Here is a 24,468-nt window from a genome sequence, read left to right as displayed (position 1 = left end):
CCACGGGTTGATCAGGGCGGTCGTGCGCGACAGACGGGCAGGCAGCGGCCCGCGGCGCCGTCGGTGTGGACGGGCGCGGGCACCGATCGACCGGCCGGCGGGTGGAGCGGGCCGTGGGGCCCGCCACCGAGGTCGGTCGACCCGCCCTCAGCCCGGGCGGGCGATCGCCGCCGGAGTGCGGCTCTCGACCAGGAGCGGCACGAGATCGCCGGGCTGCGCAGCACCGCTGTGCGACTGCCGGTCCACCGGCCGGGCCAGCCCCGGCCCGGGTTTCGATCGGTCGTCGACACCGGCGGCGTCCTGGTCGACGGGCATGACGGGTTGGCCCGAGAATTCGCTCGCGGCGTCCACCGGCTCCCGTGGCGCGGCCCGGTGCCCCGTCGTCGAGGCGGTGGGCGGTGCGGGGCCGACGACAGACATTTGCGCTGGCGCGGCCGGTGCCGGCGGCGCCGCGGCGGGCGCGGGGGGCACCGGCGGATCCGCCGGTGGCGTCGGGACTGTCGGTACGGGAGCCGGGTCGGTCACCGCGACCGCACCCGCCCCGAGCGCCGGCGGAACGGGCGGCGGAGGTGTCGCCGCGGGAACGACCACCGTGTCGAGAGCCGGTGGTAGCACGGCGTCGACGACGTGCAGGAGCGCCGTGACGAGGGGGCGGATCGGCACCGCGTGGACGGTGTCGACGACGTACGGCAGCGGGGCGGTGATCAGGCCCACCACCGGCGAATCACCTGGCACGTACAGCGTGGGCAGGTCGGGGACGGCGGTGGCCGGCAGGTCGGGGACGGCGGTGGCCGGCGGTCGCGGTGCGCCAGCGGCAGAGCGCGGCGGCTCGGCACGATGAGCTGCCCGATGGGCCGCGCGAGCGACCGGGGCCGGCTGGAGCGTGTCGGGCTCTGCCGCGTCGGGTGGGACGGACGCGTCGGCCCGGGGCGGCGGCACGGACGCGGGCGATGCGTCCGGCCCGCGTCGAGGCTGCGTGGTGGGTGTCTGCTCGCGGGGAGCGACGATGTCACCGACGAGCCCGGCCAGCGGGGCGCGCGGCCGGTCGCGGCGGCGCTCGTCGGCACGTGTGGCCCGCTGGCGTTCCTCATCGGGGCGCTGCGCGACCGTCAGCCGCACGACCGGCTCGACCAGACGGCCGAGCTTCCGTTGCGGCTCAGCGCCGGTCCCGCTGTGCGTACCGTCGGCGGCGGCCGGCCCCTGGAACAGGGCGGCCACGACGAAGCCGGCCCCGACGGCGACCGCGATCAGCACCATCCGCCGGGCGATGCTGCGCAGCCGGTCAGCGGCAAGCGGCGCAGATCGGCCCGGCGCAGACGCCGGCGCGGTTCCGTTGACGGGACTTCGCACGCGGGCACGACCCCTTCCTCTGGATTGCTGACCCATCGTAGCGATGCGCTTACCTAGCCGCATCCGGTGACGTGTCCTGCCCGCAGCGACGCAGGCCCGGTTATCGGGCGGTTTCGGGGCAGTCCGGGCCGGCGCCGGTGACAACAATCTGACTGATTGCTCAGGGCGTCGGGTCCCCGCCCGCTCCCGTGTGACGGTCAACCGGCTGTTCGGCGGCAACACGCCAGCGGGCACCGCGCGACGGTCCATCGTGGAACGCGGGCGGGTGTACCGTCGCCGCATGACGGTGCTGCAGGAGTTTGTCGCCGCTCTTTCCAGCGGCCGGATCCAGGTTGTCGACCTCACCGCTCCGCTGTCCGACCAGACTCCGATCCTGGGTCTGCCCGAGCAGTTCGGCCAGACCTGGCCGTTCCAGCTCAGCGAGATCAGCCGGTACGACGACAGGGGCCCGGCCTGGTACTGGAACAACTTCTCCACCGGCGAGCACACCGGCACCCACTTCGACGCCCCGGTGCACTGGGTCAGCGGTCAGCACGGCGCCGACGTGTCGCAGGTCCCGGTGAGTCAGTTGATCGCCCCGGCGGTGGTGATCGACCACTCCTCCGACGCCGCCGACAACCCCGACTTCCTGCTTCAGGTGGAGCACGTCAGGGCGTGGGAGGCGGAACACGGGCCCCTGCCCACCGGTGGCTGGCTGCTCTACCGCACCGGCTGGGACGCGTACGGCGACGATCCGCAGCGGTACGCCAACGACGGGCGTACCCCGGGCATCTCCGTGGAGTGCGCCCGCTGGCTGGCCGAGGAGTCACCGATCCGTGGCGTCGGGGTGGAGACGGTCGGGACCGACGCGGGCGCCGCGCACTCGTTCGACCCGCCGTTCCCGTGCCACTCGTTCCTGCTCGGCCAGGACAAGTACGGTCTGACCCAGCTCCGCAACCTGGGGCAGTTGCCGACCACCGGCGCGGTGGTGATCGCCGGCCCGCTGCCGATCGTCTCCGGCTCCGGCAGCCCGTGCCGGGTCCTCGCGCTGGTCGAACGCTAGGCCGGGCCACCGATGCGGGTAGCCGAGGTGGTCGGGCGGGTCCTGCACGGACACGGCGTACGGCACGTCTTCGGGGTGGTCGGCAGCGGCAACTTCCACGTCACGAACGCCCTCGTGGCGGCCGGTGCCCGGTTCGTGGGGGCCGCCCACGAGGGTGGCGCGGCGAGCATGGCCGACGGGTACGCGCGCACCTGCGGGCGGGTGGCTGTCCTCTCGGTGCACCAGGGTCCGGGCGTCACCAACGCGCTGACCGGCCTCACCGAGGCCGCGAAGAGCCGTACCCCGATGGTCGTCCTGGCTCCGGAGGCCACCGCACCGCTGTCGAACTTCTTCATCGACCTGCCGGCACTCGCCGCCGCGGTCGGGGCCGACTTCCACCGGGTACGCGCGACGCACGCGGCCGAGGACGCGGGCGCGGCGTACCGGGCCGCCGCCCGGGGTGCGACGGTGGTGCTGGGCCTGCCGTTGCAGGTGCAGAACGCGGCGACCGAACCGTGGTCCGGTCCGGTCCCCGTGGTCGCGCCGACCCCGAGCGCCGTCCCGCAGGTCGAGCCGTTGCTGGCCGCGCTCCAGGCCGCCCGCCGACCGGTCTTCATCGCTGGTCGGGGTGCCCGGGGTGCCCGGGCACCGCTGACCCGGCTCGCCGACGCGTGCGGCGCGCTGCTCGCGGTCTCGGCAGCGGCCAAGGGACTGTTCGCCGGGAACCAGTGGAACCTCGACGTGGCCGGCGGCTTCGCCACCCCTCTCGCCGCCGAGCTGATCGGCGCGGCGGACCTGGTCGTCGCGTGGGGCAGCACGCTGAACATGTGGACCACCCGGCACGGCGAACTGATCCCGCCCGGCGCCGTCGTCGTCCAGGTCGACAGTGACCCGGCCGCGTTCGGGGTGAACCGCCCGGTCGACCTGACGGTGGCCGGCGACGTGACGGCGGTCGCCGAGGCGGTGCTCGGTCGACTGGACGCCGACATCACCGGGACTACGGACGCCGGTTGGCGTACGCCGGCGCTTGCCCAGCGGATCCGCGACCACGGCCGGTGGCGGACGGTCCCGTACCGGGACGAGAGTGACGCCGCGACCATCGACCCGAGGACCCTCTCGGCCGCCCTGGACGACCTGCTGCCGCCCGACCGCACGGTGGTGGTCGACTCGGGCAACTTCATGGGCTACCCGTCGATGTGGCTGGACGTACCGGACGTGGCCGGGTTCTGTTTCACCCAGGCGTTCCAGTCGGTCGGGCTCGGTCTGGCCAGTGCGCTCGGCGCGGCTGTCGCCCGGCCGGACCGGCTCACCGTCGCGGCGGTCGGCGACGGTGGCTTCGTCATGTCCGCTACCGAACTGGTCACCGCCGTCCGGCTGGCGCTGCCCCTGCTCGTGGTGATCTACGACGACGCGGCGTACGGCGCCGAGGTGCACCACTTCGGCCCGGACGGGCACCCGTTGGACACTGTCACCTTCCCGGAGACCGACCTGGCCGCGATCGCCCGTGGCTACGGCTGCGACGGACTGACCGTCCGGACCGTCGACGATCTCGGGCCGGTACGCCGGTGGCTCGCCGGTCCCCGTACCCGACCGCTGGTGATCGACGCCAAGGTCTGCGCGGCGGGCGGCTCCTGGTGGTTGCAGGAGGCGTTCCGTGGCCACTGAGCCGGCACCGCCCGCGTACGGTGGCGCGGTGGCCACCTTCTGGACGCTGGGATGCGACGCCGACGATCCGCAGCGGATCGCCGCCTTCTGGGCGTTGGCCCTCGGGTACGTCAAGGAACCCGGTTTCGACGAGCCGGACAACGCGTCCATCGTCGATCCGGACGGTCGGGGCCCCGCCATCGCCTTCCTCAGGGTCCCCGAGCGGAAGTCGGCCAAGAACCGGATGCACATCGACATCCGCGTGGCCGGCCCGGGCTTCGGGGACGAGGCCGAGCGCGCGCGGTTGATCCGGCGGAAAGTGCCCGACCTGGTCGCCGCCGGCGCGACGGTGGTCCGGGAGGAGTGGTACGGCGAGGTCCTCGGGCACGTCGTCATGCTCGACCCGGAGGGCAACGAGTTCTGCGTCGCCTGACGCCATGATCGGGGCCTGTCGATCCGGCGGGGCCGTTTGCTGACCGATCCCGAGGGTAGGTGGGAATCCATGACGACGCCCGAGCAGAGTCAGCAGGAGCGAGCCCTCGAAACCGGTGCGGTGTACCAGGACGCCGAGGGGCGTCGGACGACGGACCCCGGCGCCGGTGCCACGCACGCCGACGATGAGGCCGACCGCAACGCGGAGCACCTCAGGCGGGGCGAGGTCGGCCCGCGCGTCCCGGAGGAGTAAAGCCGGTGCGCGTGTGGGGACCGGTTGGCGGGCGCCTACGCCACCGACACGTCGCGGGCCTGGGCGCCGCCCCCGGCGTGGAAGGCTGAGCACGCTACTCGGCTTGATACAGCCTCGGCTGTACTATCTGCGGAATGGAGGCGTTGACGCACGGGCAGGTACTGGCCCGCTTCGGCCACGCCCTGTCCGATCCGACCCGGGCGCGGCTCCTGCTGGCGCTGCGGGAGGGGCCCGGCTATCCGGCCGAGTTGGCCGACCTGCTGGGCACGACCCGGCAGAACCTGTCGAACCACCTGTCGTGCCTGCGTGGCTGCGGGCTGGTGGTCGCGGTGCCGCAGGGCCGCCGGACCCGCTACGAGTTGGCCGACGTTCGCCTGGCACATGCCCTGGCCGACCTGCTCGGCCTCGTCTTGGCGGTCGACCCGGCCGTGTGCCCGGACTCCGCTGAGAAGGGTTGCTGCTGATGACCCTGCCCCTGAGAACCGTGACACCCGCGGGGCCGTCGTCGGACCGCCACCAGGTCCTCGCCCGCCGGGTGCGGCTGCTGGTCGCGGCCACGATCACCTACAACGTCATCGAGGCGGTGGTGGCGATCACCGCCGGCACCATGGCGTCGTCGACCGCGCTGATCGGCTTCGGCCTTGACTCGATCATCGAGGTGTCCTCTGCGGCGGCGGTGGCCTGGCAGTTCGTCGGCCCCGACCCGCAGGCCCGGGAAAAGGTCGCGCTGCGGGTCATCGCGGTGTCGTTCTTCGCACTCGCCATCTACGTGACGGTGGAGTCGGTACGGGCGTTGGCCGGCGGCCCCGACGCCGAACACTCCCGCACCGGCCTCGTGCTCGCGGCGCTGTCGCTGGCGATCATGCCAGTGCTCTCGTACGCCCAGCGCCGCGCCGGCCGGGAACTCGGCTCCCGCTCTGCGGTCGCCGACTCCAAGCAGACCCTGCTGTGCACGTACCTGTCCGCGGTCCTGCTCGTCGGTCTCGGGGTCAACAGCCTGTTCGGCTGGGCCTGGGCCGACCCGATCGCCGCGCTGGTGATCGCCGCCGTCGCCGCCAAGGAAGGCCGGGAGGCGTGGCGCGGCGATGCCTGCTGCGTCGCCCCGCTGACCACCCCTCCGACCGACACCGCGGCCGGTGGGCCCGGCGACAGCGATGCCGGCGCGTGTGGGTGCGGGCCCGGCTGCTCCTGCTGCACGACCGATGCGACATGACCGGGTGGCCCTCGGCCGGGCCGTCCGCCTCGCGGAGACCGCACCGGATCCGCGCCCGGTGGTGGTCGATTTCAGCGTTGTGTTCATGGGCCGCTGCCGAGGCCGCCTCCAGCATCGCGTCGAAGAGCCCCGGCACACACCGGGTGACCGCCAGGTGTGGCGAACCAACCGGTAACGGATTGCCCATGCCACGCCAACCCGAAGCGTCCGGGCTGGCGTGAGCCGCCGCCCCGGCTCCGCCGGCTTGGAAAGCGACCGACGACGATGACGAGACGGTGGTCCACGACCCTCGGCTGCTGGGTCCCGACACCATGTCCGGGGCCGCCGACGGGCACCGGTACGTCACCGCCAACCAACCGCACCACCAGGCGACGTGCCAACCCGGGCAAGACCTGCGGCGCAAGCCGTACGCACTGTTCCGGATCCGGGCCGACGCGGGCCCGGTCCGGTGGCGCTGACCGGGCCCGCCCGCCCCTAGGAAACAGTCCCTAGGTGCGCGTGCTCCACTGCTGGTTGGCGCCGCCGTGGCAGGCCCAGAGGTGAAGTTGCGTCCCGTTGGCGGTGCCGGAACCGATGGCGTCGAGGCACAGCCCCGACTGGGCTCCGGTGATGGTGCCGTTGGCGTTCACGTTCCACTGCTGGTTGGCTTGGCCGTTGCAGTCCCAGATGATCACCGCGGTGCCGTTGCTGCTGCCCGCTCCGCTGGCGTCCAGGCACTTGTTGCCGTAGACGGTCAGGGTGCGGTTGGCGGTGTGGGTCCACCGTTGGTTGGTCCCACCGTGGCAGTCCCACAGTTGCGGGCGGACGCCGTTGCTGGTGCTGGAGTTGGGGATGTCGATGCACCGGCCGGACTGCCCGCCCGCGATCAGCACGTTCTGCTGGCCGGCCGGTGGGGTCGTCGGCGGGGGAGTGGTGGGCGGCACGTCGGAGCCGAACTGGGTGAAGAACCGCCACACCTCCTGCTTGACCCAGCTCCGCGCGCCGCTCTCGCAGCCGGCGCACCCGTCCACCGGACCCTGCTGGTGGCCGCCGTCGAACGCCGCCCAGAGCACCGGGTATCCGGGTTGGCAGGAGTAGGCAGTGGTGATGTGGGTCAGGCTGCCCGCCCTCGGCTCCGGCGGGGTCTGCGCGGCGCAGCCGTTGTTCCGGACGAACCTGTCACGCAGCGACCGTCCGCTGGCGATGTTGTCGTTGATGCCGTGAATCCCCAGGTACGCCACCGGTTGGGTGCCGCCGCTGCATCCGCTGATCGCTCCCGGGGCGGCGATTGCGGCGACCGCCCGGAACACCGTCGGGCGGGAGCACGCCAACGAGTAGCTCATCGCGCCGCCGTAGCTGAAGCCGACCGAGAAACGTTGGGTGGTGTCGACGCAGAGGGCGTTGTCGATCACACGGATCATGTCGTCGGTGAAGGTCACGTCTTCACCGTTGGTGTTGCCCCAGCCGTTGTTGAGGCCCTGCGGGGCGACGAAGATCGTGCTGTTGTTGGCCTGCGAGAGCATGCCGTAGTAGGCCCAGGCGGCCCCGTCGGTGCCGCCCGAGGCGACCTGGTTGGCGGTGCCGCCCAACCAGTGGAACCCGAAGGCCAGCCGGTGGGCATAGGTGTTGTTGTAGTTGTCCGGCAACCGAAGGATGAAGCTGCGGCTCTTTCCGCTGCTCTGGATGGTGTGGGTGCCACTGGTCAGCCCGGGTGCCTTGCCGCAGCCGGCAGTGGTGGCCGCGGCCGCCGGTGCGACGGTCGTGACGACGTACATGCCGACGGCGATCAGAACCAGGACGGCCAGGACTGCCCCCGGCCAGGGCGTGGTGTGTTTGCGAAGTGGCACGACTGAGTCTCCTTGTGCGTGGGTGAGCATCGGGAACGTCACCGGGCTCAGCTCCGGCTCCATCGTTGGTTGGCCGCGCCGGTGCAGTCCCAGATCTGGATGCGCGTGCCGTTGGCCGTGCCGTTGCCGACCGTGTCCAGGCACCGGCCCGAACCAACCCCGGTGATCGAGCCGTCGGCGTTGAGCCGCCACTTCTGGTTGGACTGGCCGTTGCAGTCCCAGATGATCACCGAGCTGCCGTTCGCGGTGCCGGCGCCGTTGACGTCGAGGCACTTGCCGCCGAAGACGCGCAGCTCCTGGGCGGCGGTCGAGGTCCAGCTCTGGTTGCTCTGGCCGTGGCAGTCCCAGATGATCGCCGCCGCGCCGTTGGTCTGTGAGGCGCCGTTGACGTCCAGGCACCGTCCGGAGGACGTGTTGCGCAGGGCCGACGTGCCGCTCGGCGGCGGGGTGGTCGGCGGTGGCGTGGTGGGGTCGGTGCTACCGAACTGGGTGAAGAACTTCCACACCTCGCCCTTGGTCCAGGTCCTGGCGCCGCTGTCCCCGCCGCCGTCCACCGGGCCGGGGGTGTGCCCGCCGTCGAAGGCGGCCCAGACCACCGGATAGCCGGCCCGGCAGCCGGAGTAGGTGGTGGTGATGTGGGTCAGGCTGCCCGCCCTCGGCTCGGGTGGGTTCTGTGCGGTGCACCCGTTGTTGCGCACGAACGTGTCGCGCAGCGACCGTCCGGCGGACACGTTGAGCACCGGGTCCCCGATGCCATGGATTCCCATGTACGCGACCGGCTGGGTGCCGCCACCGCATCCGCTGAGCTGCCCGCCGGAGTAGACCGCGACAGCGCGGAAGACGGTGGGCCGGGAACAGGCGAGGGAGTAGCTCATGCCGCCGCCGTAGCTGAAGCCGAGCGCGAAGCGTTGCGTGGTGTCGACACAGAGGTCCGCCTCGATCACCCTGATCATGTCGTCGACGAAGGTGACGTCCTGGCCGCCGGGGTTGGCCCAGCCGTTGCCGTTGCCCTGCGGGGCGACGAAGATGGTGCTGTTGTTGGCCTGCTGCCGCAGCCCGTAGTAGGACCAGGCCGCCCCGTCGGACCCGCCGCCGTCGACGTCGTTGGCGGTGCCGCCGTTCCAGTGGAATCCGAAGATCAACCGGTACGCGTGGTTGCGGTCGTAGTTGTCCGGGATCCTCAGGATGAAACTGCGGTTCTGGCCGCTGCTCTGGATGGACCGTTGGCCGCTGGTCAACGTGGGGGCCTTGCCGCACCCGGCGGTCGCCGCGGCTGCTCCGATCTCCGCCGCCGACGCCGTGGTGCGCACGCCACCGGCGAGCGCCGCCGCGCTGACGGTCACGACGACGGCCGCCGCCGTCGCAAGAAGACCAAGGATGGGTCTACGTCTTGTCATGAAGGGGCTCCCGCCACTCGGCACGAACTGATGGAAAGGGGGTCCGCGGGGCCACCCGCACACCGCCACGACAGACCGGGTCACCCGCGCCGACCGCGTTCGCCCCGGAAGAAACCCAGCGGATGTGATGTGTCCACGGGACCCCCGGCCGGCTCATCGACACAGGTTTCCGCCAGTGGTCTCGCCGCCCACGCGGGACCAGTCGGCCGTCGAATCGATTCGCTCAGACGCTAGAACGGACAGTGAAAGATGTCAATGCCGTGTCCGGTGTGTTGCGCCTGCGGTGACAGCGGTCAGGCGCGCGTGAGCTCGGCCGCGCCGAACGAGACCGCGAATCGCTTGCACCAGATGGAGACGCTCCGGAAGTCGCGTGGATCAACCGAGGCTGGTAGCTCGTACACCTGGTTGCCCTTGTTGCCCTTGAGCCTGGCCAGCTCGACCCATTCGCCGTCGTCGAACACCCGCCAGCCGGCAGTGCCCGGCAGGACGGGTTGGTCGGTCAGCCACACCCGCAGGTCTGGACCGTTCGACGTGTTCAGCTCCCGAATGACGAGCTGGTGGCGCCCGTCGGCGCGCCGGTGGATCTCGGCCGTGCCGGTCGTGCGGTGCTCATGGGTGACGAACTCGCCGACGGTCAGGATCTCGTTCGCCGCCGGGGCGGCTGCCGAGGCCGCGGGGGCCGGGGACGACGGGATCGGGGTGGCCGATGCCGGCGTCACCCCGGGCAACGCCTCGTCGACGTAGGTGTCGGTGACCAGCTTCCACGGCTGGAACCAGTAGAGGGCCAGCGCCGCCACGACGACAGCTGCGGCGAGACCAGCCCGGACCACCGGCGACCGGAACATCCGTTTTCCCACCCCCGCAGCGTACGGCCGCGCATGTCGTCGAACGCGTCGCGAACCCTTTCGGAACTCTTACGACGGGGTATCCGCCAGAGCCTGGCCGCACGGGCACGCCCCCTGGCCCGCCGGCAACAGTCTCACCGCCTCGCCGAGCAGGACGCGCAGCCGATCGACGTTCCGGGCGAAGACGGTGAACACCTCCTGCTGCGTCACCCCCTGGCCGACCTCGACGCCCGAGTCGAGGTCGGTCACCAGTGACAGCGCGGTGTAACACAGTGCCAGCTCACGTGCCAGCACCGCCTCGGGATGACCGGTCATGCCGACGACCGACCAGCCCTCCCGGCCGTACCACTGCGATTCGGCGCGGGTGGAGAACCGGGGCCCCTCGATGACGACCATGGTGCCGCCGTCGACCGGCCGCCAACCGGTGGTGCGGGCGGCGTCCACCACCGTGGCCCGCCCGACCGGACAGTAGGGGTCGGCGAAGGGCACGTGCACGACCGGGGGGAGTTGCCCGTCCGCGCCGGCCCGTCCGTCGTAGTAGGTCTGCTCGCGGCCGCTGGTCCGGTCGACCAGTTGGTCCGGTACGACGAGGGTGCCGGGGCCCAACTCCGGGCGCAGACCGCCCACGGCGCCCGGCGCGAGCACCTGGCGGACGCCGAGTGCGCGCAGCGCCCACAGGTTGGCCCGGTAGTTGATGCGCTGAGGAGGGAGCGTGTGCCGGCGTCCGTGGCGGGGCAGGAACACCACCGGCCGTCCGGCGAGACTCCCGACGGACAGCAGGTCGCTGGGCGCTCCGTACGGTGTGTCGACGGTGACCTCGGCGACGTCGTCGAGGAACTCGTAGAAACCGGAACCGCCGATCACGCCGACCGGCGCGCCATCGGTCGGGCTGATCTCTGCTGTAGACATGGGGGTGACCCTCCTGGGCGACGGATGGCAGAAACACGTGGGGCGGGTTCAGCGACTGTCGCTTCGTCGATGCGTGACGCGCCGGTCGACAGCGGTGGCGACGACCAGCACGATCGCGATCGCGGCCCAGACGACAGCCAGCCCGACGGCGAGCCCCAGCGGGTAGTCGCGGTCCGGCAGGCCCGGGTTCGGCGGCGCCGACGGCGGTCGCCACAGCAGCGGCACCGCGATCAGCAGCAACGTGGCGCTGGCCAGCAGGCCGGCGGCGATCCAGGCCCGGCGTCGCCGGTCGGTCACCAGGGGGCCCAGCGCCAACCCGACGAGCCCGACCAGCGGTGCCACCAGGACGTCGTGCAGCGCCGGGCCGCCGATCAGCCACGGCAGGGCGGTGCCGAGCTGGGGGAGCAGCAGCCAACCGCCGTACGCCGTGGCCGCGGCGCCGAGCACGAACAGGAGCAGCCGGACGGCCCTCACCGCCACACCTCCAGCCGGGCCACCCACTTGGTCTGCAGGACGCCAGGGCGGCTCGGGGCGATGAGCCGGCAGGGGTAACCGTGGTCGGGGGAGAGTTGTTCGCCGTTGATTCTCAGCGCGAGCAGTGTCAGCGGGTCGCTGGCGTGGACGGCGGGGAGCGTGCTCGCCGCGTACAGGCCCTCGGTTTCCAGTGAGGTGAACCGAACCGGTCGGCCGGTGGGCGCGCCGGCCCACCGGAGCAACTGCACGACGGGCACGCCGGTCCAGTGGGCCGAGGCGCTCCAACCCTCGACGCAGGCGATCGGCAGGTGCGCCGTGCGTTGGGGCAGGGCCGCCAGCTCGGGCAGGGACACTGTGCGTCGTCCACCCGGCCAGACGATCTCCAGTCGCCAGTCCGGTGGAACGACGATGCGCGCGGCCGCCGCCGTCCGGTTGATCGGAACGCCCTGCGGCCCGGCGGCGGAGCGCCACGCCAACGGCGACACCCGACGCAGCCACGGCACGGTGACCCCGGCGGTGGCCAGCACGGCGATGCCGGCGGCCCCCGCCGACGTCCGCAGGAACGCGCGTCGCTCGACCGAGTCGTCAGGCCCGGGTGCCGGGGCACCGCGCCGCAGCGGCGTCTTCAGCGCCGCGCGGGCGACCGGAAGCTTCACCGCGACGTGCAGCAGCACCGCGCCCGCCACCAACCAGGCGACCGCGTAGTGCGCCGTCGGGAAGAAGAACCCCCACGGGTACGACTGGGCGACGTTGAACAGGCCGGTGACCAGTTCGAAGAACGCGGCGCACACCAGCACCAGGACGGAGATCCGTTCGAGGGCGTGGGCGGAGAGCCGGATCGGCTGGCGCACTGGCGGACGGACGAACAGTCGCGGGTAGACGCTCCACAGCTTGGCCAGCAGCAACGGGATCGCCGCGACACCGGAGAGCACGTGCACGCCCTGCGTGATCCGGTAGAGGTTGACCGGTCGGGTCGGCCAGCTGAACCAGCCCGGTGGGTGCTGGATGTAGTGGCTGAGCAGCCCGGTGCCGAAACACAGCCCGAACGCCACCCCGAGCCAGAGGCCGAGCCGGGCGGCGACCAGCGGGGAGTGTGACGACGCGGTGAAGTCCTCCGGCGCGGGGATGCGTGCTCGGCGGATCATGCGCGGGCCAGCTCGGCGAACCAGCGGGGGCCGCACCGGAAACGGTCCGCGACCCGCAGGCCGGCGGCGTCGGCGGTACGCGCCACCGCCTCCGCCCCGACCCGCGCCCACCGAAACGCCGACCCCCGCAGCTCCCGTTCACCGGAGCGCCCGGACAGGACGTACGCCTGTCCCCGCCACAGCCCGGCGCCCGGGGGTTCCACCTCCACCATCAGTGTTCCGTCGGCCGCGATCAGGGCGCCGCAGCGGCGCAGCAGTCGGACCGGGTCACCACCGATGCCGATGTTGCCGTCGATGAGCAGGGCGTGTGCCCATCTCCCCTCGCCGGGCAGTGGCGCGAAGACGTCCCGGCGCAGGGCGATCACGCCCCGGCCCTGGGTGAGGCGTACCGCCTCGGCGGAGATGTCCACACCGAGGGCGACGAGACCTCGCTGGGCGAGCGCCCTGGTCAACCGGCCGGGGCCGCAGCCGAGATCGATCGTGGGTCCGGTGCAGCGGGCGGCGACGGACTCGACCGCCGGTTCGGGCGGGCCGTGCCAGCGCCGCACCGGCAACAGGTCACGCCGCCCGTCGGTGTGCACCAGCCAGTGCTCGGGTCGGGCCGCGGGCAGCGGGCCGACCGGGGTACCGCCCGGGTCACTGTCGGCGGGCCACCCGTCGGGCCGGCCCAGCGCCACGTCGAAACCGTCGAGGCTGATCGTCGCGTTCACCGGGGGCGTCCGCTCGTCAGGTGGCCGCCCACCGACCCGACGGCCTCCGCGAACCGGGTGCCGGGCAGGTCGGCCGCGACCGCCAGCGCTGCCGACCACTCGTCGACATCGCGCTGAACGGGCAGGATCGCCGGGTGCAGACCGCGCCCGCGCAGAGCGGTGAGGGTGCGGCGACCGGTGTCCGCCGTCGACATGGGAACCTCGCGCAACGCGCTCGCGTACGACGGGTCGCGCAGCCCGAGTGCCCACCAACCGCCGTCGAGCGCCGGCCCGAACACCGCCTCGTGCGTGGCGAGCCGCTGCAGCGCGGTGCTGAGCAGGGCCGGGCGGATCTGCGGCGTGTCCATGCCGATCTGCAGCACCGGTCGGCCGGGAAACGCCTCGGCGGTGTCGGCGTGGGCGTTCGCGAGGCGGTCGGCGAACGTGCCGCCGCGCTGGTCGAGCAGGTGCCAACCCCGCAACGCGGCGGTCAGTTCCGCGCCGTACTCGGCGTCGGCGAACCGACCGGTGTGGGCCAGCACGGGAATGGTCGACGCGGTGGCGCGCACCACCGCGAGGGTGTCCAACAGCGACGCCGCCGCGACCCGGGCCGCCTGGGTGGGATCAGCGGGCGGGCAGAGGCGCGTCTTGGCCAGCCCGGCAACCGGTGCCTTCGCGACCACGAGCAGGACGTTCACCGGGCACCGCCGGCGTCCGCGCGCAGCACCCCGGCGAAGTCCCGGGTCGCCCGTAACGTGCCCCGGACCGACCCGGAGACCTTCGATCTGGTGCCGACGGCCCGGGGTGCGTACCCCACGTCCAGTTCGATGATCCGCCAGCCCGCCCCGGCCGCGCGGAGCAGCAGCTCCAAGGGGTAGCCGAACGCGCGGTCGTTGACGCCGAGCCCCAGCAGCGCCGCCCGGCGGGCCACCCGGATCGGGCTGATGTCGGACACCGGCACGCCACGACGCCGCAGCAGCGCGGCGACCAGCGCGTTCCCGGTGCGGGCATGCCACGGCCAGGCGTCCGCCGAGACCGGCCGACGCCGCCCGACGGCGAGATCGGCCCGACCGTCGAGCACCGCCGCGACGAGCCGGGGCAACTCGGCCGGATCGAACGAGCCGTCCGCGTCGAGCACGCAGACCAGCTCCGCCCGCGCCGCCAGCAGACCGGTGTGCACTGCCGCGCCGTACCCGCGTCGCGGTTCGTGGACAACCTGGGCGCCGTGCTCGGCGGCGACGGCCGGCGAACCGTCAGTGGAGCCGTTGTCGACCACGATGGCGCGGTAGCCGGACGGTAGCCCGCCCAGTACGGCAGGGAGCGCGGCCGCCTCGTCCAGACAGGGCAGCACCACGTCGATCGTTGTGTGCATACCGGCGACGCTAGGCCCGCCACGGGCGGTCCGGAGCGCTGTGGCTCCTTACGAATCGCTTACCCGCCAACGACTCCTTACGACTCTCTGACGTCTCGCCGTCTGGCTGTCGGTTGCCTGGTCGCAGGTCGTACCGTCGGCCGTCACCATGACCATGATGACCCGGCCGGGACGACCCCGGTCCGCCGACCTGATCGTCCTCGGTGCCGAGGTGGCACTGCTCGCCGTTGCCGTCTGCGTCGGCGCGCTGCTCAACCACCAGGGCGTACGGCTGCACGCCGACACGGCGCCGCTCTACGCCTCCTGGCAGCCGCACCTGGGGCCCGGCACCCCCGCCGCGCTGCTCGTCGCCGCGCTGGTCGTCTGGCGGGGCACGCGCTGGGCAACCGACCTGCCGTGGCATCGGCTGCTGGTCGTCGGCTACCTCGCCGCGGTGCTCTGGACGCTGTCGCTGGCCCTGGTGGACGGCTGGTCCGCGGGGTTGACCGAGCGGCTCACCGTGCAGGCCGAGTATCTGCACGAGGTGCCCGGGGTGACGGATGTCGGCGTCCTGCTGTCCGGCTTCGCCGACCGGATCCTCGACTTCCAGCCCGACTCGTGGTCCACCCACACCGCCGGTCATCCACCGGGGGCGTTGCTGGTCTTCGTCTGGTTGGAGCGGGTCGGCCTGGGTGGCGGGACGGCGGCCGGGCTCGCCTGCGTGGTGCTCGGCGCCACTGTCGCCGTGACGGTTCCGGTGGCGTTGCGGGCGCTCGGTGTCGAGGACGCGGCTCGGGCGGTGTGGCCGTTCCTGGTGCTCTTCCCGGGGGCGGTCTGGGTGGGCGCTTCAGCGGACGGGATCTTCACCGCGGTGGTCGCGGCCGGGCTGGCGCTGCTGGCGGTGGGTGGCCGGCCAGCGGCCGCGCTCGGCGGGTTGCTCCTCGGCTTCGCGCTCTACCTGTCGTACGGGTTCGTCCTGGTGGGGTTGCTCGCGTTGGCGGTGGTGCTGCTCCGGGCGCGGGACCGCCCCGGTGTGCTGCTGGTCGCGGCGACGGCGGTCGCGGTCGTCGTCGCCGTGTTCACCGTCGCCGGCTTCTGGTGGCTGGACGGCTACCACCTGGTGGCACGTCGTTACTACCAGGGTTGGGCGGCGGAACGTCCGTACGGCTACTGGGTCTGGGCGAACCTCGCCGCTCTGCTGCTCTCGGCCGGCCCGGTGCTCGGGCCGGCGGTGCGCCGGGCGGTGGCCGCCGTGACGATCCGACCATCGGGCGCGGCGGCCCTCCGACGGCGGATCACCGGCGCCGGACCCATCGTGTGGCTGCCCGTCGCGGCGGCCGCAGCGGTGCTCGCCGCGGACCTGTCCGGGCTCAGCAAGGCCGAGGTGGAGCGGATCTGGCTACCGTTCGCCGTCTGGTTGCTGGTCGCCACCGCGCACCTGCCCACCCGCCACCGCCGGTGGTGGTTGGCGGCCCAGGCCGCCACCGCCCTCGCCGTCAACCACCTACTGTGGACGGTGTCGTGACCGACGCCGGCTCCCGCATCACCGCGGTGGTGAAGTCGGCGATGCCGGCGGCGAAGCCGACCCGGGCGGTGAAGCCGAGCAGCCGGGTGGCGCGGGCCGGGTCGGCCACGACGTGCCGCACGTCCGCCGCACGTCCGCCGCCGACGGTGACCGGCGATGGGCCGCCCATCGCCACGGCCAGCTCGTGGGCCAGGTCGCCGACGGTGTGCGGTTCACCCGAGCAGACGTTGACCGGCGTCAGCGGATCCGGTGCCGGTGTGGTCAGGGCCAGCAGGTTGGCGGCGGCCACATCGCTCACGTGCACGAAGTCGCGCCGTTGCCGGCCGTCCTCCAGGACCCGGGGCGGTCGCCCGCCGGCCAGGGCCGACCGGAAGATCGACGCGACCCCCGAGTACGGGGTGTCACGTGGCATTCGCGGACCGTAGACATTGTGGTAGCGCAGGGCCCAGACCGATCCACCGGTCTGCCGGGCCCACGCGCCGGCGAGGTGTTCCTGGGCCAGCTTGGTGGCGGCGTACGTGCTCCGCGGCTCCAACGGCGCGTCCTCGGGCACGAGACCGGGGGAGAGCGACCGGTCGCAGCGCGGGCAGGTCGGCTCGTAGCGGCCCTCGGCCAGGTCGGCGGCGCGACGGCCGGTAGGCCGGACGACCCCGTGGGCGGGGCAGTGGTAGCGACCCTCCCCGTAGACGACCATCGAACTGGCCAGCACCAGTCGGCGTACCCCGGTGGCGTGCATCGCGGCGAGGAGGGTGGCCGTGCCGAGGTCGTTGTGCGCGGCGTACCGGGGGGCGTCGGCCGGGTCGAGGCCGTGGCCGACCATGGCCGCCTGATGGCAGACCGCGTCGACGCCGGCCAGCAGCCGGGTCAGCAGCTCGACGTCCCGCACGTCACCGACCGCCAGGTCGTGCCGCTCGGTCCAGGACGGTGCGCTCGCGCCGTGCGCCTCGGGCAGCAACGCGTCCACGGCCACCACCTCGTGCCCGTCCTCGGTGAGCAGGTCGGCGACGTGGGAACCGATGAACCCGGCCGCACCGGTGACAAGTATCCGCATTCCGGTCACCGTATGACAGCGGGCCGGCCCGCTCGGGTCTGCGCGCCCAGCCGTAAGAACCTCGCAAGGTTTGCCGGTGCGGGCGGGCCCGGGTGCATGGCTACGCTGGGCCGATGGGCATCCGAGGGGCGACGGCGACCGGTCGGAACGGGGATGGTTCGTGACACAGCGCGTGCTGGTGGTCGACGACGACCAGACCGTGAGCGACGTCATTCGTCGTTACCTCGAGAACGACGGCTTCCAGGTGAGCCTCGCGGCGGACGGCGCGGCAGCGCTGGCGGCGGTGGAGCGTCACGCACCCGACCTGGTGGTGCTCGACCTGATGCTGCCCCGGATCAACGGCCTGGAGGTGTGCCGGGCGTTGCGGGTACGACCCGACGGCGTACCGATCGTCATGCTGACCGCCCGCGGTGACGAGGCCGATCGCATCCTCGGGCTGCAACTCGGCGCTGACGACTACCTCACCAAGCCCTTCTCTCCCCGGGAACTGGTGTTGCGGGTCCGGTCGGTGCTTCGCCGCGCCGGCGGTCACCCGCCAGCCGAGCGGCCGGAGGCGCTCACCGACGGCGACCTGGTGGTGCACACCACGTCCCGAACCGCCCGCCTCGGGGGCACCGATCTGGCTCTGACACTGCGGGAATTCGACCTGCTCGTCCACCTCATGCGGCATCCGTCCCGGGTGTTCGACCGGGCTGAGCTTCTCGAGCAGGTCTGGGGCTGGAACTTCGGGGACCACTCGACAGTGACAGTGCACGTACGCCGACTGCGGGAGAAGATCGAGACCAACCCGGCCGATCCGCAGCGGATCGTGACCGTCTGGGGCGTCGGCTACCGCTACGAGCCGGCCGATGCGTGACGTACTCCTGATCTTCGCGATCGCCCTCGGCGCGGCGCTCGGTATCGGGCTCGCCGGAGCGGTGCTGCTCCGCGCCCTCCGCCGCAGCTCGATCACCGTGCATCTCAGCGTGCTGCTCACCACCACCGTTGTCGCCGTCGCCGTCGGGGTGATGGCGGTCGCGGAGGCGATGTTCCTCTCCACACACGACAGCGAGGTTGTCCTGATCACCGTCGCGGCGGCGGCGGTGGTCAGTCTCGCCGTCGGCGGGCACTTCGGCCGCCGGCTGGCCCGCGCCGCGGTCTGGCGCGACCAGGCCCGGGAGCGGGAACGGCAACTGGAGAAGGGCCGGCGCGACCTGGTCGCCTGGGTCTCGCACGACCTGCGGACCCCGCTGGCCGGGCTACGGGCGATGGCGGAGGCGCTGGAGGATCGGGTGGTTCGCGATCCGGACACTGTCGACGAGTACCACCGACGCATCCGCGTGGAGACCGACCGGATGACCCGGCTCGTCGACGACCTGTTCGAGCTGTCCCGGATCAACGCGGGAGCGCTGCGGTTGTCGTTGACGGCGGTGCCGCTCGGCGAGGTGGTCTCGGACGCGCTGGCCAGCACCGTCCCGCTGGCCGAGGCTCGCCGAATCAAGCTGATCGCCAGCGAGTCGGGGTGGCCGACGGTCGCCGCGAGCGAACCCGAACTGGCTCGGGTCGTGGCCAACCTGCTGCTCAACGCGGTCCGCTACACCCCGGCCGACGGCACCGTACGCATCGAAGCAGGCCGAGAGGAGGACCAGGCCTGGCTGTCGGTCGCCGACACCTGTGGCGGAATTCCCCCGGACGACCTGCCCCGGCTGTTCGACATCGCGTTCCGTGGTGAACCGGCCCGCACCCCCGGCCCCGGCGACGGTGGGGCGTCCGGAGGGCTCGGCCTGGCCATCGTTCGTGGCCTGGTGGAGGCACATGGAGGTCGGGTCGAGGTACGCAACACCCCCGACGGCTGTCAGTTCATGGTCCGACTGGCGACCGCCTGAGCAGAAACGGCGGGCTTTCCATCTGTCGGAGCCGCCGTCGCGGTGTCTGCGCGTGGCCCGTCAGACCAGCCAGTGACCATCACGCATCAGGTCACGACCGGCGATCTCGTTCTCCTCCCGCCACGCCTGGATCCGCCGAGGTGTCACCCGCAGGTACGCGTACCGGGTTGCGCCGACCCGCGCGTCCCAGAGTCTCGCGGCGAACGCGTCGGCCAGCTCGACCGGCACGGTGTCGCGGGTGAACGTCTCGGCGGTGCCGTCGATGAGAACCACGTCGCGCGTCGTGCCGAGCGACATCCGCACCCGCCCGGAGGCTCGCAGATTGCGGGCGGTCGGGCTGGACTCGGCGGTGGCCAGGGTGAGGGCCGTGCTGTCCCAGAGGAACGAGAGCGGCACCAGGTAGGGGTTGCCCTCCCGGTCCGCCGAGGCGACCCACGCGTCCAGATCGTGTTCGAGGCGAGCGAGGGTGTCCCGCTTACGCTGCGCCAGTTCGCGCGGTGCTTCGAATTCCACGTCTGAGTCCTCCATGCGGTCGGCGTGGCGTCACCGGGCGTCCAGCCCCCGATGGCGCGGTATTCCGGAATGAATGCGGGCTCAACCGACCCGCTGGGCCAGCACCTGCCCGGGCCAGGAGCCGAACAGGAAGGTTTCGGTGCGGGTGAACCCCTGGCGCTCGTAGAACGCCACCAGCTCGCCGCCGCCGCCCGCCCAGCAGTCGACCCGCAGCAACCGCACGCCGGCTCGCCGGGTCTCCTGCACGGCGTGTGCCAGCAGGGCCGACCCGAGGTTCCGGCCGGCGAACCGCCGGTCGGAGACCAGGAGGCGGACGTACCGCTCGGGTTCGTCCACGGGCGCGATCGGTACGCGCGTGTCGGGCCCGGAGCCCAGCACCATCGCTGCGGCCGGCGTTCCATCCAACTCCGCGATGAACGGGGCGTTCTCGGTCAGGTAGCGATCGACCTGCTCGACCCTCGCGGGCTGCGTGGAGAACGGCGTCGTGCCCCACTGCTCGGTGTTGCCCCGGTCGTTCATCCAGGCCACCGCGGAGTCCAGCATGGCCAGGACGGCAGGCGCGTCGGCGGGGCTGCCACCCCTGATGTGTACGCCGTGGCTGGTGTCGTTCATGGCGGAATGGTAGTCCGTGGCTGGTGGATCACGACCGTGGTCGTCAGCCGGTCGGGCTGCCGCCCTCGGGGCCGCGATCCGGAGAGGCCAGGTTCCGATCGATCGCCGCCAACAGGCGTTCGAGGGCCGTTCGGTCGCTGTCGGTGAGGCCGCGAAGGATGGCCGCCTCGTTGGCCAGATGCTCCTCGATGAGCCGGTCGGTCAATGCCACACCCGCCGGAGTCAGCCCGACCACTCTGCCGCGCGCGTCGGCCGTGGAGACCGAGCGGGACACGAGTCCGCGGGCGATCAGTCGGTCCACCCGCTTGGTCACCGCCCCGGTGGTGACGAGCATCCGTTGGCTCAACTGCCCCGGGGTGAGCGTGTACGGCTCGCCCTCGCGGCGCAGCGCCGCGAGCACGTCGAAGTCGCCGTTGCCGAGGTCCGCGGCGGCGAACGGCGGTCGCAGGGCCGCGTCGAGCGCGGCGGCCAACTGTTGGATGCGACCGATGATCAGCAGCGGAGTGGGGTCGAGGTCTGGTCGTTCGCGACCCCACTGGCCGACGATGTCGGCGATCCGGTCGTCATCCACTGTTGCATCTTACCTTCCGGGGAAGATAAATTATCTTCCGTGGAAGATAACGTGACGTCAACGTCCGCTCCGGTAGCCATCACCTACGTGGATCCGTCCTGCCCGTTCGCCTGGATCACCTCACGCTGGCTCATGGAGGTCGCGAAGATGCGGCCGCTCACCCTGCGGTTCGAGGTGATGAGCCTCTCGGTGATCAACGAGCATCGCGACCTGGAGCCGTGGTACCGCGAATTCAACGACCGGGCGTGGGGGCCGGCCAGGGTCTGCGTGGCGGCGGCCGAGCAACACGGCGCCGCCGCCCTCGCGCTGCTGTACCCGGCGCTCGGCCGCCGGATCCACGACGGCGGCGACAAGGACTTCGACACCGTCGTCCCGCAGGCCCTGGCCGAAGCGGGCCTGCCCGCCGACCTCGCCGACGCCGCCCGGCGCAGCGACCTCGACCCGCACCTGCGGGCCAGCACCGCTCGCGCGCAGCAGCTGGTGGGCGAGGACCTCGGCACCCCGACGGTCGTCATCGACGACGTGGCCTTCTTCGGCCCCGTGCTGACCTCGATCCCTCGTGGTGAAGAAGCCGTCCGCGTCTTCGACGGTGCCCGCCTGCTCGCCGGCTGCCGGGCCTTCTCCGAGCTCAAACGCGCCCGAACCGGCGACCTCACCTTCGCGTAGCCGCGCCACCGCGCCCCTCAGCGCTCGGGATGCCCCCGGTGCGCCGCCCACTCGGGCGCGAGGATCGACATCACCGTGGCATCGACCCAGTCGTCGCCGTCGCGCAGGACCTGCCGCAGCACACCCTCGGCGACGAAGCCGACCTTCTCGTACACCCGGCGGGCCCGGGGATTGAAGGCGAACACCTCCAGCGAGATGCGGTGCAGGCCGAGCCGCTCGAAACCGTGGCCGACGACCAGGCGTACCGCCTCGGTGCCCAGGCCGCGGTCGCGGCCGGCGGCGGTCAGCAGCGTGCGGAAGTTGCAGTTCCGGTTGCCCGGATCCCAGTTGTTGAGCACCACCTCGCCGACGCAGGCCCCGCTGGCGCGGTCGACGACCGCCAGGTCGAGTCGGTCGGTCTGCGCGTTGCGGCTGCCGTACCAGGAACGCATCCGCTCCTCGTCGGGGGCGTCGTCTGCCGGGCTGCCGGTCAGCCGGGCCACCTCGGGGTCGGCCACCGCCGCCCGGAAGGTGTCCAGGTCGTCGTCCACGAAGGGACGCAGGATCACCCGTTCGCCGGTGAGCGTGGGTTTGATCGAGAAGTCGGGGGTCGCCTGGTCACTGAGCATCGACTGATCCTCGGCGTGACACCGACGAGTGGCAATCAGTTTCCGGGTCGGCAGCCGCCGGGGTGAAGGGATCGAAGCTGCCGGCTCGCACCCGTACCCGGTCGGAGGTCGGTGCTGTCGGATGCGACGGTTCGGGGGTCACGGCCACAAGACCCGCTGCGCTTCGCGGATGACCTGCTCCGAGGCGGTGGGGCTCCACGAGGCGAACAGTTCCCGGAAGTAGGCACCGTGCCGGTCCATCATCGCGGGATCGTGCTCGACGACGTCCAACTCGTTGACGATGCTCAGGTCCACCAGCGACCGAAGTTGACAGTCATCCGGCGTCCGCACCTGGCGCGTGAAGCGGTCGAAGACCTCGCCGGTCCTGGCCAGCTCCCGCCAGCTGCGTTCACGGTCGCAGGCACCGTACAGATAGACAAGCTCCTCGGCGTCGGCGCCCACGAGATCCCGCAGTACGGCCCGATCGGCCCGATCAAGCAGGGTGCGGTCGAATCCGTCAGTGCCGTAGACGGCGTGGGTGAGGCCTGCGGTTTGCACGTCACGGCTGCGGCCGAGCGCGGCGAGTCGTTCGCTGACCCGGCAGAGGTGGGCGTACAGGGTGCCACCGGGATGGGCGATCTGTTCGGCCCCATGCCGGCGCAGCCAGGCCCGCACGCCGTCGTCGGTGCTCATGGGTCCGACTGTAGGGATCGGCCGTGGGATTCGGCGGCCCGAGGCGTGGGCGATTTGTCACAGCGCCGTGGCCACCTCCGGCGACACGGCGGCCGCGCGCGTCGTCGCGGCCAACAATCTGCGGTACGCCGGCAGCGGCTGCCTGAGCCAGCGGTGGCCGGGCGGGGGAGCGACGGCAGTCGATGCCTTGACACTGGTAGTTGCGATCGCTAACACTTGTCCGCAACGCGACCTTAACGAACCGAACACATTGTGTCGTGGCGGCGTGCGCCCCAGTGGTGTCCCGTCCGGGCACGTCACCCCACCGCTGAAGCCTTCAAAAGCCCGAACCTGGACGCGGCCTGATGTTGTTAACGCTAACATAGATGATCTTGCGGAGAGGGGTCGTGCCCGTGGTTCCACGACGGATGGCAGGGTCCCTGTCGGGAGCATCGAGCATGCGGCTGCGTGCCCTCCTCGTGCTGTCCACAGTGGCCGCGGCGGCTGTCGTGGTGGTGGCCGAGGGACCGGCGCATGCCGCCACCCTGCCGACCGGCACCGTCTCGCTGGAGGCCGTGAACCAAGCCGGACGGTACGTGCGGCACATCGACTATCTCGGTCAGCTCGACCCGGTGAGCTCCAGCAGCGCCAACCAGGTGAAGCTTGACGCCACCTTCACCGTGGTCAACGGTCTGGCGTCGCCGACCTGCTACTCGTTCCAGACCAGGACGGGCATGTTCCTGCGGCACCGCGACTACCGGCTCCGGGTCGACCCGAACACCGGCGACGCGACGTTCCGGGCCGACGCCACCTTCTGCGCGGCGGACGGCTCGGTCAGCGGATCGGTGGCGCTCGTCTCGTACAACTACCCGACCCGGCGGATCCGGCACCGCGACTTCGCCCTCTGGCTCGACGCCTACCAGGACACTGCCGCGTTCCGGGCGGACAGCTCCTTCCGCCTCGTCGCGCCCTGGGCGCCCAGAACGACCAGGGGCCCGGTGATCCCGGGCCTCTTCGCCGACCCGCACCTCGCCGTCTTCAACGGCCGCTACTACCTGTACCCGACCACCGACGGCTACGCGAGCTGGGCCGGCACCTACTACAAGGCGTTCTCCTCCACCGACCTGGTCAACTGGACCGACCACGGCGTGATTCTCGACCACGGTCCGGACGTGTCCTGGGCGGACAACTCGGCCTGGGCGCCCGCGGTGGCCACCGCCAACGGCCGCTACTACCTGTACTTCAGTGGCGGCGCGGCCAGCGGAAACACCGCCAAACAACTGGGCGTGGCGGTGGCCGACAGCCCCACCGGGCCGTTCCGTGACGCGCTGGGCCGACCGCTTGTCCGCAGCGACCAGTTCTCGGGCGGGCAGGCGATCGACCCGATGGTGTTCACCGACGACGACGGGCAGTCCTACCTGTACTGGGGCCAGGGCGTCGCGCGGGCGGTGCGGCTGAACCCCGACATGACCTCCTTCGACGCAGCGCAGGCGCGGGTCATCACGCCGTCGGGCTACAACGAGGCGCCGTTCGTGTTCAAGCGCAACGGGCTCTATTACTTCATGTGGTCGGAGAACGACACCCGCAGCGAGGACTACCGGGTCGCGTACGCCACCGGCCCCGCACCGCTGGGGCCCTGGACCAGGCGCGGCGTGGTGCTGCAGAAACGGCTCGAGGTCGGCGTCAAGGGCACCGGCCACCACTCCGTCGTCCGGGCACCCGGCACCGACACCTGGCACATCGCCTACCACCGCTTCGCCGTGCCCGCCGGCAACGGCACCAACCGGGAGACCGCCATCGACCGGATGGAGTTCAACGCCGACGGCACCGTCCGGCCCGTCCTTCCGACCCTCTAGC

General features: G+C 72.1%; 28 protein-coding genes. 12 read left to right on the top strand and 16 right to left on the bottom strand.

The genetic code is table 11. The features are described 5' to 3' along the window. Positions 1–147: 147 nt before the first annotated feature. The gene (locus AB0C03_RS25270; protein WP_030330806.1) at positions 148–1,257 is read right to left on the bottom strand and encodes a hypothetical protein; all 1,110 of its coding nucleotides are present in this window, start codon (positions 1,255–1,257) and stop codon (positions 148–150) included. A 373-nt stretch (positions 1,258–1,630) separates the two neighbouring features. Here AB0C03_RS25270 and AB0C03_RS25265 point away from each other — a divergent pair, with 373 nt between their 5' ends. From AB0C03_RS25265 to AB0C03_RS25235, 7 genes are all read left to right on the top strand, one after another. Beyond that, positions 1,631–2,392, top strand: coding sequence for a cyclase family protein (locus AB0C03_RS25265; protein WP_210864539.1), 762 nt, complete (start codon positions 1,631–1,633; stop codon positions 2,390–2,392). A gap of 12 nt (positions 2,393–2,404) precedes the next feature. Then, positions 2,405–4,036: a thiamine pyrophosphate-binding protein gene (locus AB0C03_RS25260; protein WP_357639208.1), complete on the top strand. Its 1,632-nt coding sequence runs from the start codon at positions 2,405–2,407 to the stop codon at positions 4,034–4,036. After that, positions 4,026–4,448 (top strand): VOC family protein, encoded by a 423-nt coding sequence (locus AB0C03_RS25255; protein WP_051708306.1) that lies wholly within the window; start codon positions 4,026–4,028, stop codon positions 4,446–4,448. Before AB0C03_RS25260 ends, AB0C03_RS25255 begins: the two co-directional genes overlap by 11 nt. Before the next feature lie 69 nt (positions 4,449–4,517). After that, positions 4,518–4,700: a ribonuclease gene (locus tag AB0C03_RS25250; RefSeq protein ID WP_210862610.1), complete on the top strand. Its 183-nt coding sequence runs from the start codon at positions 4,518–4,520 to the stop codon at positions 4,698–4,700. Positions 4,701–4,834: 134 nt separating this feature from the next. Then, entirely contained in the window at positions 4,835–5,164 is a 330-nt protein-coding gene (locus AB0C03_RS25245) for an ArsR/SmtB family transcription factor (protein ID WP_357639204.1), read from the top strand. After that, positions 5,164–5,913: a cation efflux transmembrane domain-containing protein gene (locus AB0C03_RS25240; RefSeq protein WP_357639201.1), complete on the top strand. Its 750-nt coding sequence runs from the start codon at positions 5,164–5,166 to the stop codon at positions 5,911–5,913. Before AB0C03_RS25245 ends, AB0C03_RS25240 begins: the two co-directional genes overlap by 1 nt. 275 nt (positions 5,914–6,188) lie before the next feature. After that, positions 6,189–6,371: a hypothetical protein gene (locus AB0C03_RS25235; RefSeq protein WP_357639198.1), complete on the top strand. Its 183-nt coding sequence runs from the start codon at positions 6,189–6,191 to the stop codon at positions 6,369–6,371. Positions 6,372–6,401: 30 nt separating this feature from the next. On the opposite strand, the gene AB0C03_RS25230 is transcribed toward AB0C03_RS25235, so the two are convergent. The 9 genes from AB0C03_RS25230 to AB0C03_RS25190 all read right to left on the bottom strand — a co-directional run bounded on the left by AB0C03_RS25230 (position 6,402) and on the right by AB0C03_RS25190 (position 14,570). Beyond that, positions 6,402–7,739: a ricin-type beta-trefoil lectin domain protein gene (locus AB0C03_RS25230; protein WP_357639195.1), complete on the bottom strand. Its 1,338-nt coding sequence runs from the start codon at positions 7,737–7,739 to the stop codon at positions 6,402–6,404. Between the two features lie 47 nt (positions 7,740–7,786). Beyond that, positions 7,787–9,136 (bottom strand): RICIN domain-containing protein, encoded by a 1,350-nt coding sequence (locus AB0C03_RS25225; protein ID WP_357639192.1) that lies wholly within the window; start codon positions 9,134–9,136, stop codon positions 7,787–7,789. A gap of 293 nt (positions 9,137–9,429) precedes the next feature. Next, positions 9,430–9,993 (bottom strand): DM13 domain-containing protein, encoded by a 564-nt coding sequence (locus tag AB0C03_RS25220; protein ID WP_374224187.1) that lies wholly within the window; start codon positions 9,991–9,993, stop codon positions 9,430–9,432. Between the two features lie 57 nt (positions 9,994–10,050). After that, positions 10,051–10,875: an S-methyl-5'-thioadenosine phosphorylase gene (locus AB0C03_RS25215; protein ID WP_210863545.1), complete on the bottom strand. Its 825-nt coding sequence runs from the start codon at positions 10,873–10,875 to the stop codon at positions 10,051–10,053. Positions 10,876–10,938: 63 nt separating this feature from the next. Further along, positions 10,939–11,364, bottom strand: coding sequence for a hypothetical protein (locus tag AB0C03_RS25210; protein ID WP_357639189.1), 426 nt, complete (start codon positions 11,362–11,364; stop codon positions 10,939–10,941). After that, positions 11,361–12,509, bottom strand: a complete 1,149-nt coding sequence (locus AB0C03_RS25205; RefSeq protein ID WP_357639186.1) for a molybdopterin-dependent oxidoreductase — start codon at positions 12,507–12,509, stop codon at positions 11,361–11,363. The genes AB0C03_RS25210 and AB0C03_RS25205 overlap by 4 nt, the downstream gene beginning before the upstream one ends. After that, positions 12,506–13,219 carry a class I SAM-dependent methyltransferase gene (locus AB0C03_RS25200; protein WP_387218454.1) on the bottom strand — a complete coding sequence of 238 codons (714 nt, stop codon included), beginning with the start codon at positions 13,217–13,219 and terminating at the stop codon, positions 12,506–12,508. The genes AB0C03_RS25205 and AB0C03_RS25200 overlap by 4 nt, the downstream gene beginning before the upstream one ends. Continuing rightward, positions 13,216–13,896 (bottom strand): TIGR04282 family arsenosugar biosynthesis glycosyltransferase, encoded by a 681-nt coding sequence (locus AB0C03_RS25195; protein ID WP_357639183.1) that lies wholly within the window; start codon positions 13,894–13,896, stop codon positions 13,216–13,218. The genes AB0C03_RS25200 and AB0C03_RS25195 overlap by 4 nt, the downstream gene beginning before the upstream one ends. Next, positions 13,893–14,570, bottom strand: a complete 678-nt coding sequence (locus AB0C03_RS25190; RefSeq protein WP_030330775.1) for a glycosyltransferase family 2 protein — start codon at positions 14,568–14,570, stop codon at positions 13,893–13,895. The genes AB0C03_RS25195 and AB0C03_RS25190 overlap by 4 nt, the downstream gene beginning before the upstream one ends. 148 nt (positions 14,571–14,718) lie before the next feature. On the opposite strand from AB0C03_RS25190, the gene AB0C03_RS25185 reads away from it, so the two are divergent. After that, the gene (locus AB0C03_RS25185; protein WP_357639180.1) at positions 14,719–16,074 is read left to right on the top strand and encodes a hypothetical protein; all 1,356 of its coding nucleotides are present in this window, start codon (positions 14,719–14,721) and stop codon (positions 16,072–16,074) included. Here the strand turns inward: AB0C03_RS25185 and AB0C03_RS25180 are convergent. After that, the gene (locus AB0C03_RS25180) at positions 16,046–17,125 is read right to left on the bottom strand and encodes an NAD-dependent epimerase/dehydratase family protein (RefSeq protein ID WP_357639178.1); all 1,080 of its coding nucleotides are present in this window, start codon (positions 17,123–17,125) and stop codon (positions 16,046–16,048) included. The two genes, AB0C03_RS25185 and AB0C03_RS25180, sit on opposite strands and share 29 nt — an antisense overlap. A gap of 160 nt (positions 17,126–17,285) precedes the next feature. Between AB0C03_RS25180 and AB0C03_RS25175 the strand changes: the two genes are divergently transcribed. Both AB0C03_RS25175 and AB0C03_RS25170 read left to right on the top strand, forming a co-directional pair. Beyond that, entirely contained in the window at positions 17,286–17,981 is a 696-nt protein-coding gene (locus AB0C03_RS25175; RefSeq protein WP_357639175.1) for a response regulator, read from the top strand. Next, positions 17,974–18,990, top strand: a complete 1,017-nt coding sequence (locus AB0C03_RS25170) for a sensor histidine kinase (protein WP_210863000.1) — start codon at positions 17,974–17,976, stop codon at positions 18,988–18,990. Before AB0C03_RS25175 ends, AB0C03_RS25170 begins: the two co-directional genes overlap by 8 nt. A gap of 60 nt (positions 18,991–19,050) precedes the next feature. On the opposite strand, the gene AB0C03_RS25165 is transcribed toward AB0C03_RS25170, so the two are convergent. The 3 genes from AB0C03_RS25165 to AB0C03_RS25155 form a co-directional block, all read right to left on the bottom strand. Beyond that, positions 19,051–19,503, bottom strand: coding sequence for a pyridoxamine 5'-phosphate oxidase family protein (locus tag AB0C03_RS25165; protein ID WP_309140885.1), 453 nt, complete (start codon positions 19,501–19,503; stop codon positions 19,051–19,053). Between the two features lie 81 nt (positions 19,504–19,584). Beyond that, positions 19,585–20,115 (bottom strand): GNAT family N-acetyltransferase, encoded by a 531-nt coding sequence (locus AB0C03_RS25160; protein WP_357639171.1) that lies wholly within the window; start codon positions 20,113–20,115, stop codon positions 19,585–19,587. A 43-nt stretch (positions 20,116–20,158) separates the two neighbouring features. Continuing rightward, the gene (locus AB0C03_RS25155) at positions 20,159–20,686 is read right to left on the bottom strand and encodes a MarR family winged helix-turn-helix transcriptional regulator (RefSeq protein WP_210863928.1); all 528 of its coding nucleotides are present in this window, start codon (positions 20,684–20,686) and stop codon (positions 20,159–20,161) included. Positions 20,687–20,737: 51 nt separating this feature from the next. On the opposite strand from AB0C03_RS25155, the gene AB0C03_RS25150 reads away from it, so the two are divergent. Further along, positions 20,738–21,352 carry a mycothiol-dependent nitroreductase Rv2466c family protein gene (locus AB0C03_RS25150; protein WP_435823382.1) on the top strand — a complete coding sequence of 205 codons (615 nt, stop codon included), beginning with the start codon at positions 20,738–20,740 and terminating at the stop codon, positions 21,350–21,352. 17 nt (positions 21,353–21,369) lie between these two features. On the opposite strand, the gene AB0C03_RS25145 is transcribed toward AB0C03_RS25150, so the two are convergent. Beyond that, positions 21,370–21,960: a GNAT family N-acetyltransferase gene (locus tag AB0C03_RS25145; RefSeq protein ID WP_357639168.1), complete on the bottom strand. Its 591-nt coding sequence runs from the start codon at positions 21,958–21,960 to the stop codon at positions 21,370–21,372. 138 nt (positions 21,961–22,098) lie between these two features. After that, positions 22,099–22,632 carry a DUF6817 domain-containing protein gene (locus AB0C03_RS25140; protein WP_357639164.1) on the bottom strand — a complete coding sequence of 178 codons (534 nt, stop codon included), beginning with the start codon at positions 22,630–22,632 and terminating at the stop codon, positions 22,099–22,101. Positions 22,633–23,069: 437 nt separating this feature from the next. Here AB0C03_RS25140 and AB0C03_RS25135 point away from each other — a divergent pair, with 437 nt between their 5' ends. Continuing rightward, positions 23,070–24,467 (top strand): family 43 glycosylhydrolase, encoded by a 1,398-nt coding sequence (locus AB0C03_RS25135; RefSeq protein WP_357639161.1) that lies wholly within the window; start codon positions 23,070–23,072, stop codon positions 24,465–24,467. Position 24,468 lies beyond the last annotated feature (1 nt).

It is taken from the genome of Micromonospora parva, from assembly GCF_040649675.1.
GTDB classification, from domain to species: Bacteria; Actinomycetota; Actinomycetes; order Mycobacteriales; family Micromonosporaceae; genus Micromonospora; species Micromonospora parva.
This window is presented reverse-complemented; position numbering and strand designations above follow the sequence as displayed.

Coding starts and splice junctions, on each gene's coding strand:
- AB0C03_RS25270 (WP_030330806.1), bottom strand. CDS start 1,257: ATGGTGCTGATCGCGGTCGCCGTCGGGGCCGGCTTCGTCGTGGCCGCC.
- AB0C03_RS25265 (WP_210864539.1), top strand. CDS start 1,631: ATGACGGTGCTGCAGGAGTTTGTCGCCGCTCTTTCCAGCGGCCGGATC.
- AB0C03_RS25260 (WP_357639208.1), top strand. CDS start 2,405: ATGCGGGTAGCCGAGGTGGTCGGGCGGGTCCTGCACGGACACGGCGTA.
- AB0C03_RS25250 (WP_210862610.1), top strand. CDS start 4,518: ATGACGACGCCCGAGCAGAGTCAGCAGGAGCGAGCCCTCGAAACCGGT.
- AB0C03_RS25245 (WP_357639204.1), top strand. CDS start 4,835: ATGGAGGCGTTGACGCACGGGCAGGTACTGGCCCGCTTCGGCCACGCC.
- AB0C03_RS25240 (WP_357639201.1), top strand. CDS start 5,164: ATGACCCTGCCCCTGAGAACCGTGACACCCGCGGGGCCGTCGTCGGAC.
- AB0C03_RS25225 (WP_357639192.1), bottom strand. CDS start 9,136: ATGACAAGACGTAGACCCATCCTTGGTCTTCTTGCGACGGCGGCGGCC.
- AB0C03_RS25205 (WP_357639186.1), bottom strand. CDS start 12,509: ATGATCCGCCGAGCACGCATCCCCGCGCCGGAGGACTTCACCGCGTCG.
- AB0C03_RS25190 (WP_030330775.1), bottom strand. CDS start 14,570: ATGCACACAACGATCGACGTGGTGCTGCCCTGTCTGGACGAGGCGGCC.
- AB0C03_RS25185 (WP_357639180.1), top strand. CDS start 14,719: ATGACCATGATGACCCGGCCGGGACGACCCCGGTCCGCCGACCTGATC.
- AB0C03_RS25180 (WP_357639178.1), bottom strand. CDS start 17,125: ATGCGGATACTTGTCACCGGTGCGGCCGGGTTCATCGGTTCCCACGTC.
- AB0C03_RS25170 (WP_210863000.1), top strand. CDS start 17,974: ATGCGTGACGTACTCCTGATCTTCGCGATCGCCCTCGGCGCGGCGCTC.
- AB0C03_RS25160 (WP_357639171.1), bottom strand. CDS start 20,115: ATGAACGACACCAGCCACGGCGTACACATCAGGGGTGGCAGCCCCGCC.
- AB0C03_RS25145 (WP_357639168.1), bottom strand. CDS start 21,960: ATGCTCAGTGACCAGGCGACCCCCGACTTCTCGATCAAACCCACGCTC.
- AB0C03_RS25140 (WP_357639164.1), bottom strand. CDS start 22,632: ATGAGCACCGACGACGGCGTGCGGGCCTGGCTGCGCCGGCATGGGGCC.
- AB0C03_RS25135 (WP_357639161.1), top strand. CDS start 23,070: ATGCGGCTGCGTGCCCTCCTCGTGCTGTCCACAGTGGCCGCGGCGGCT.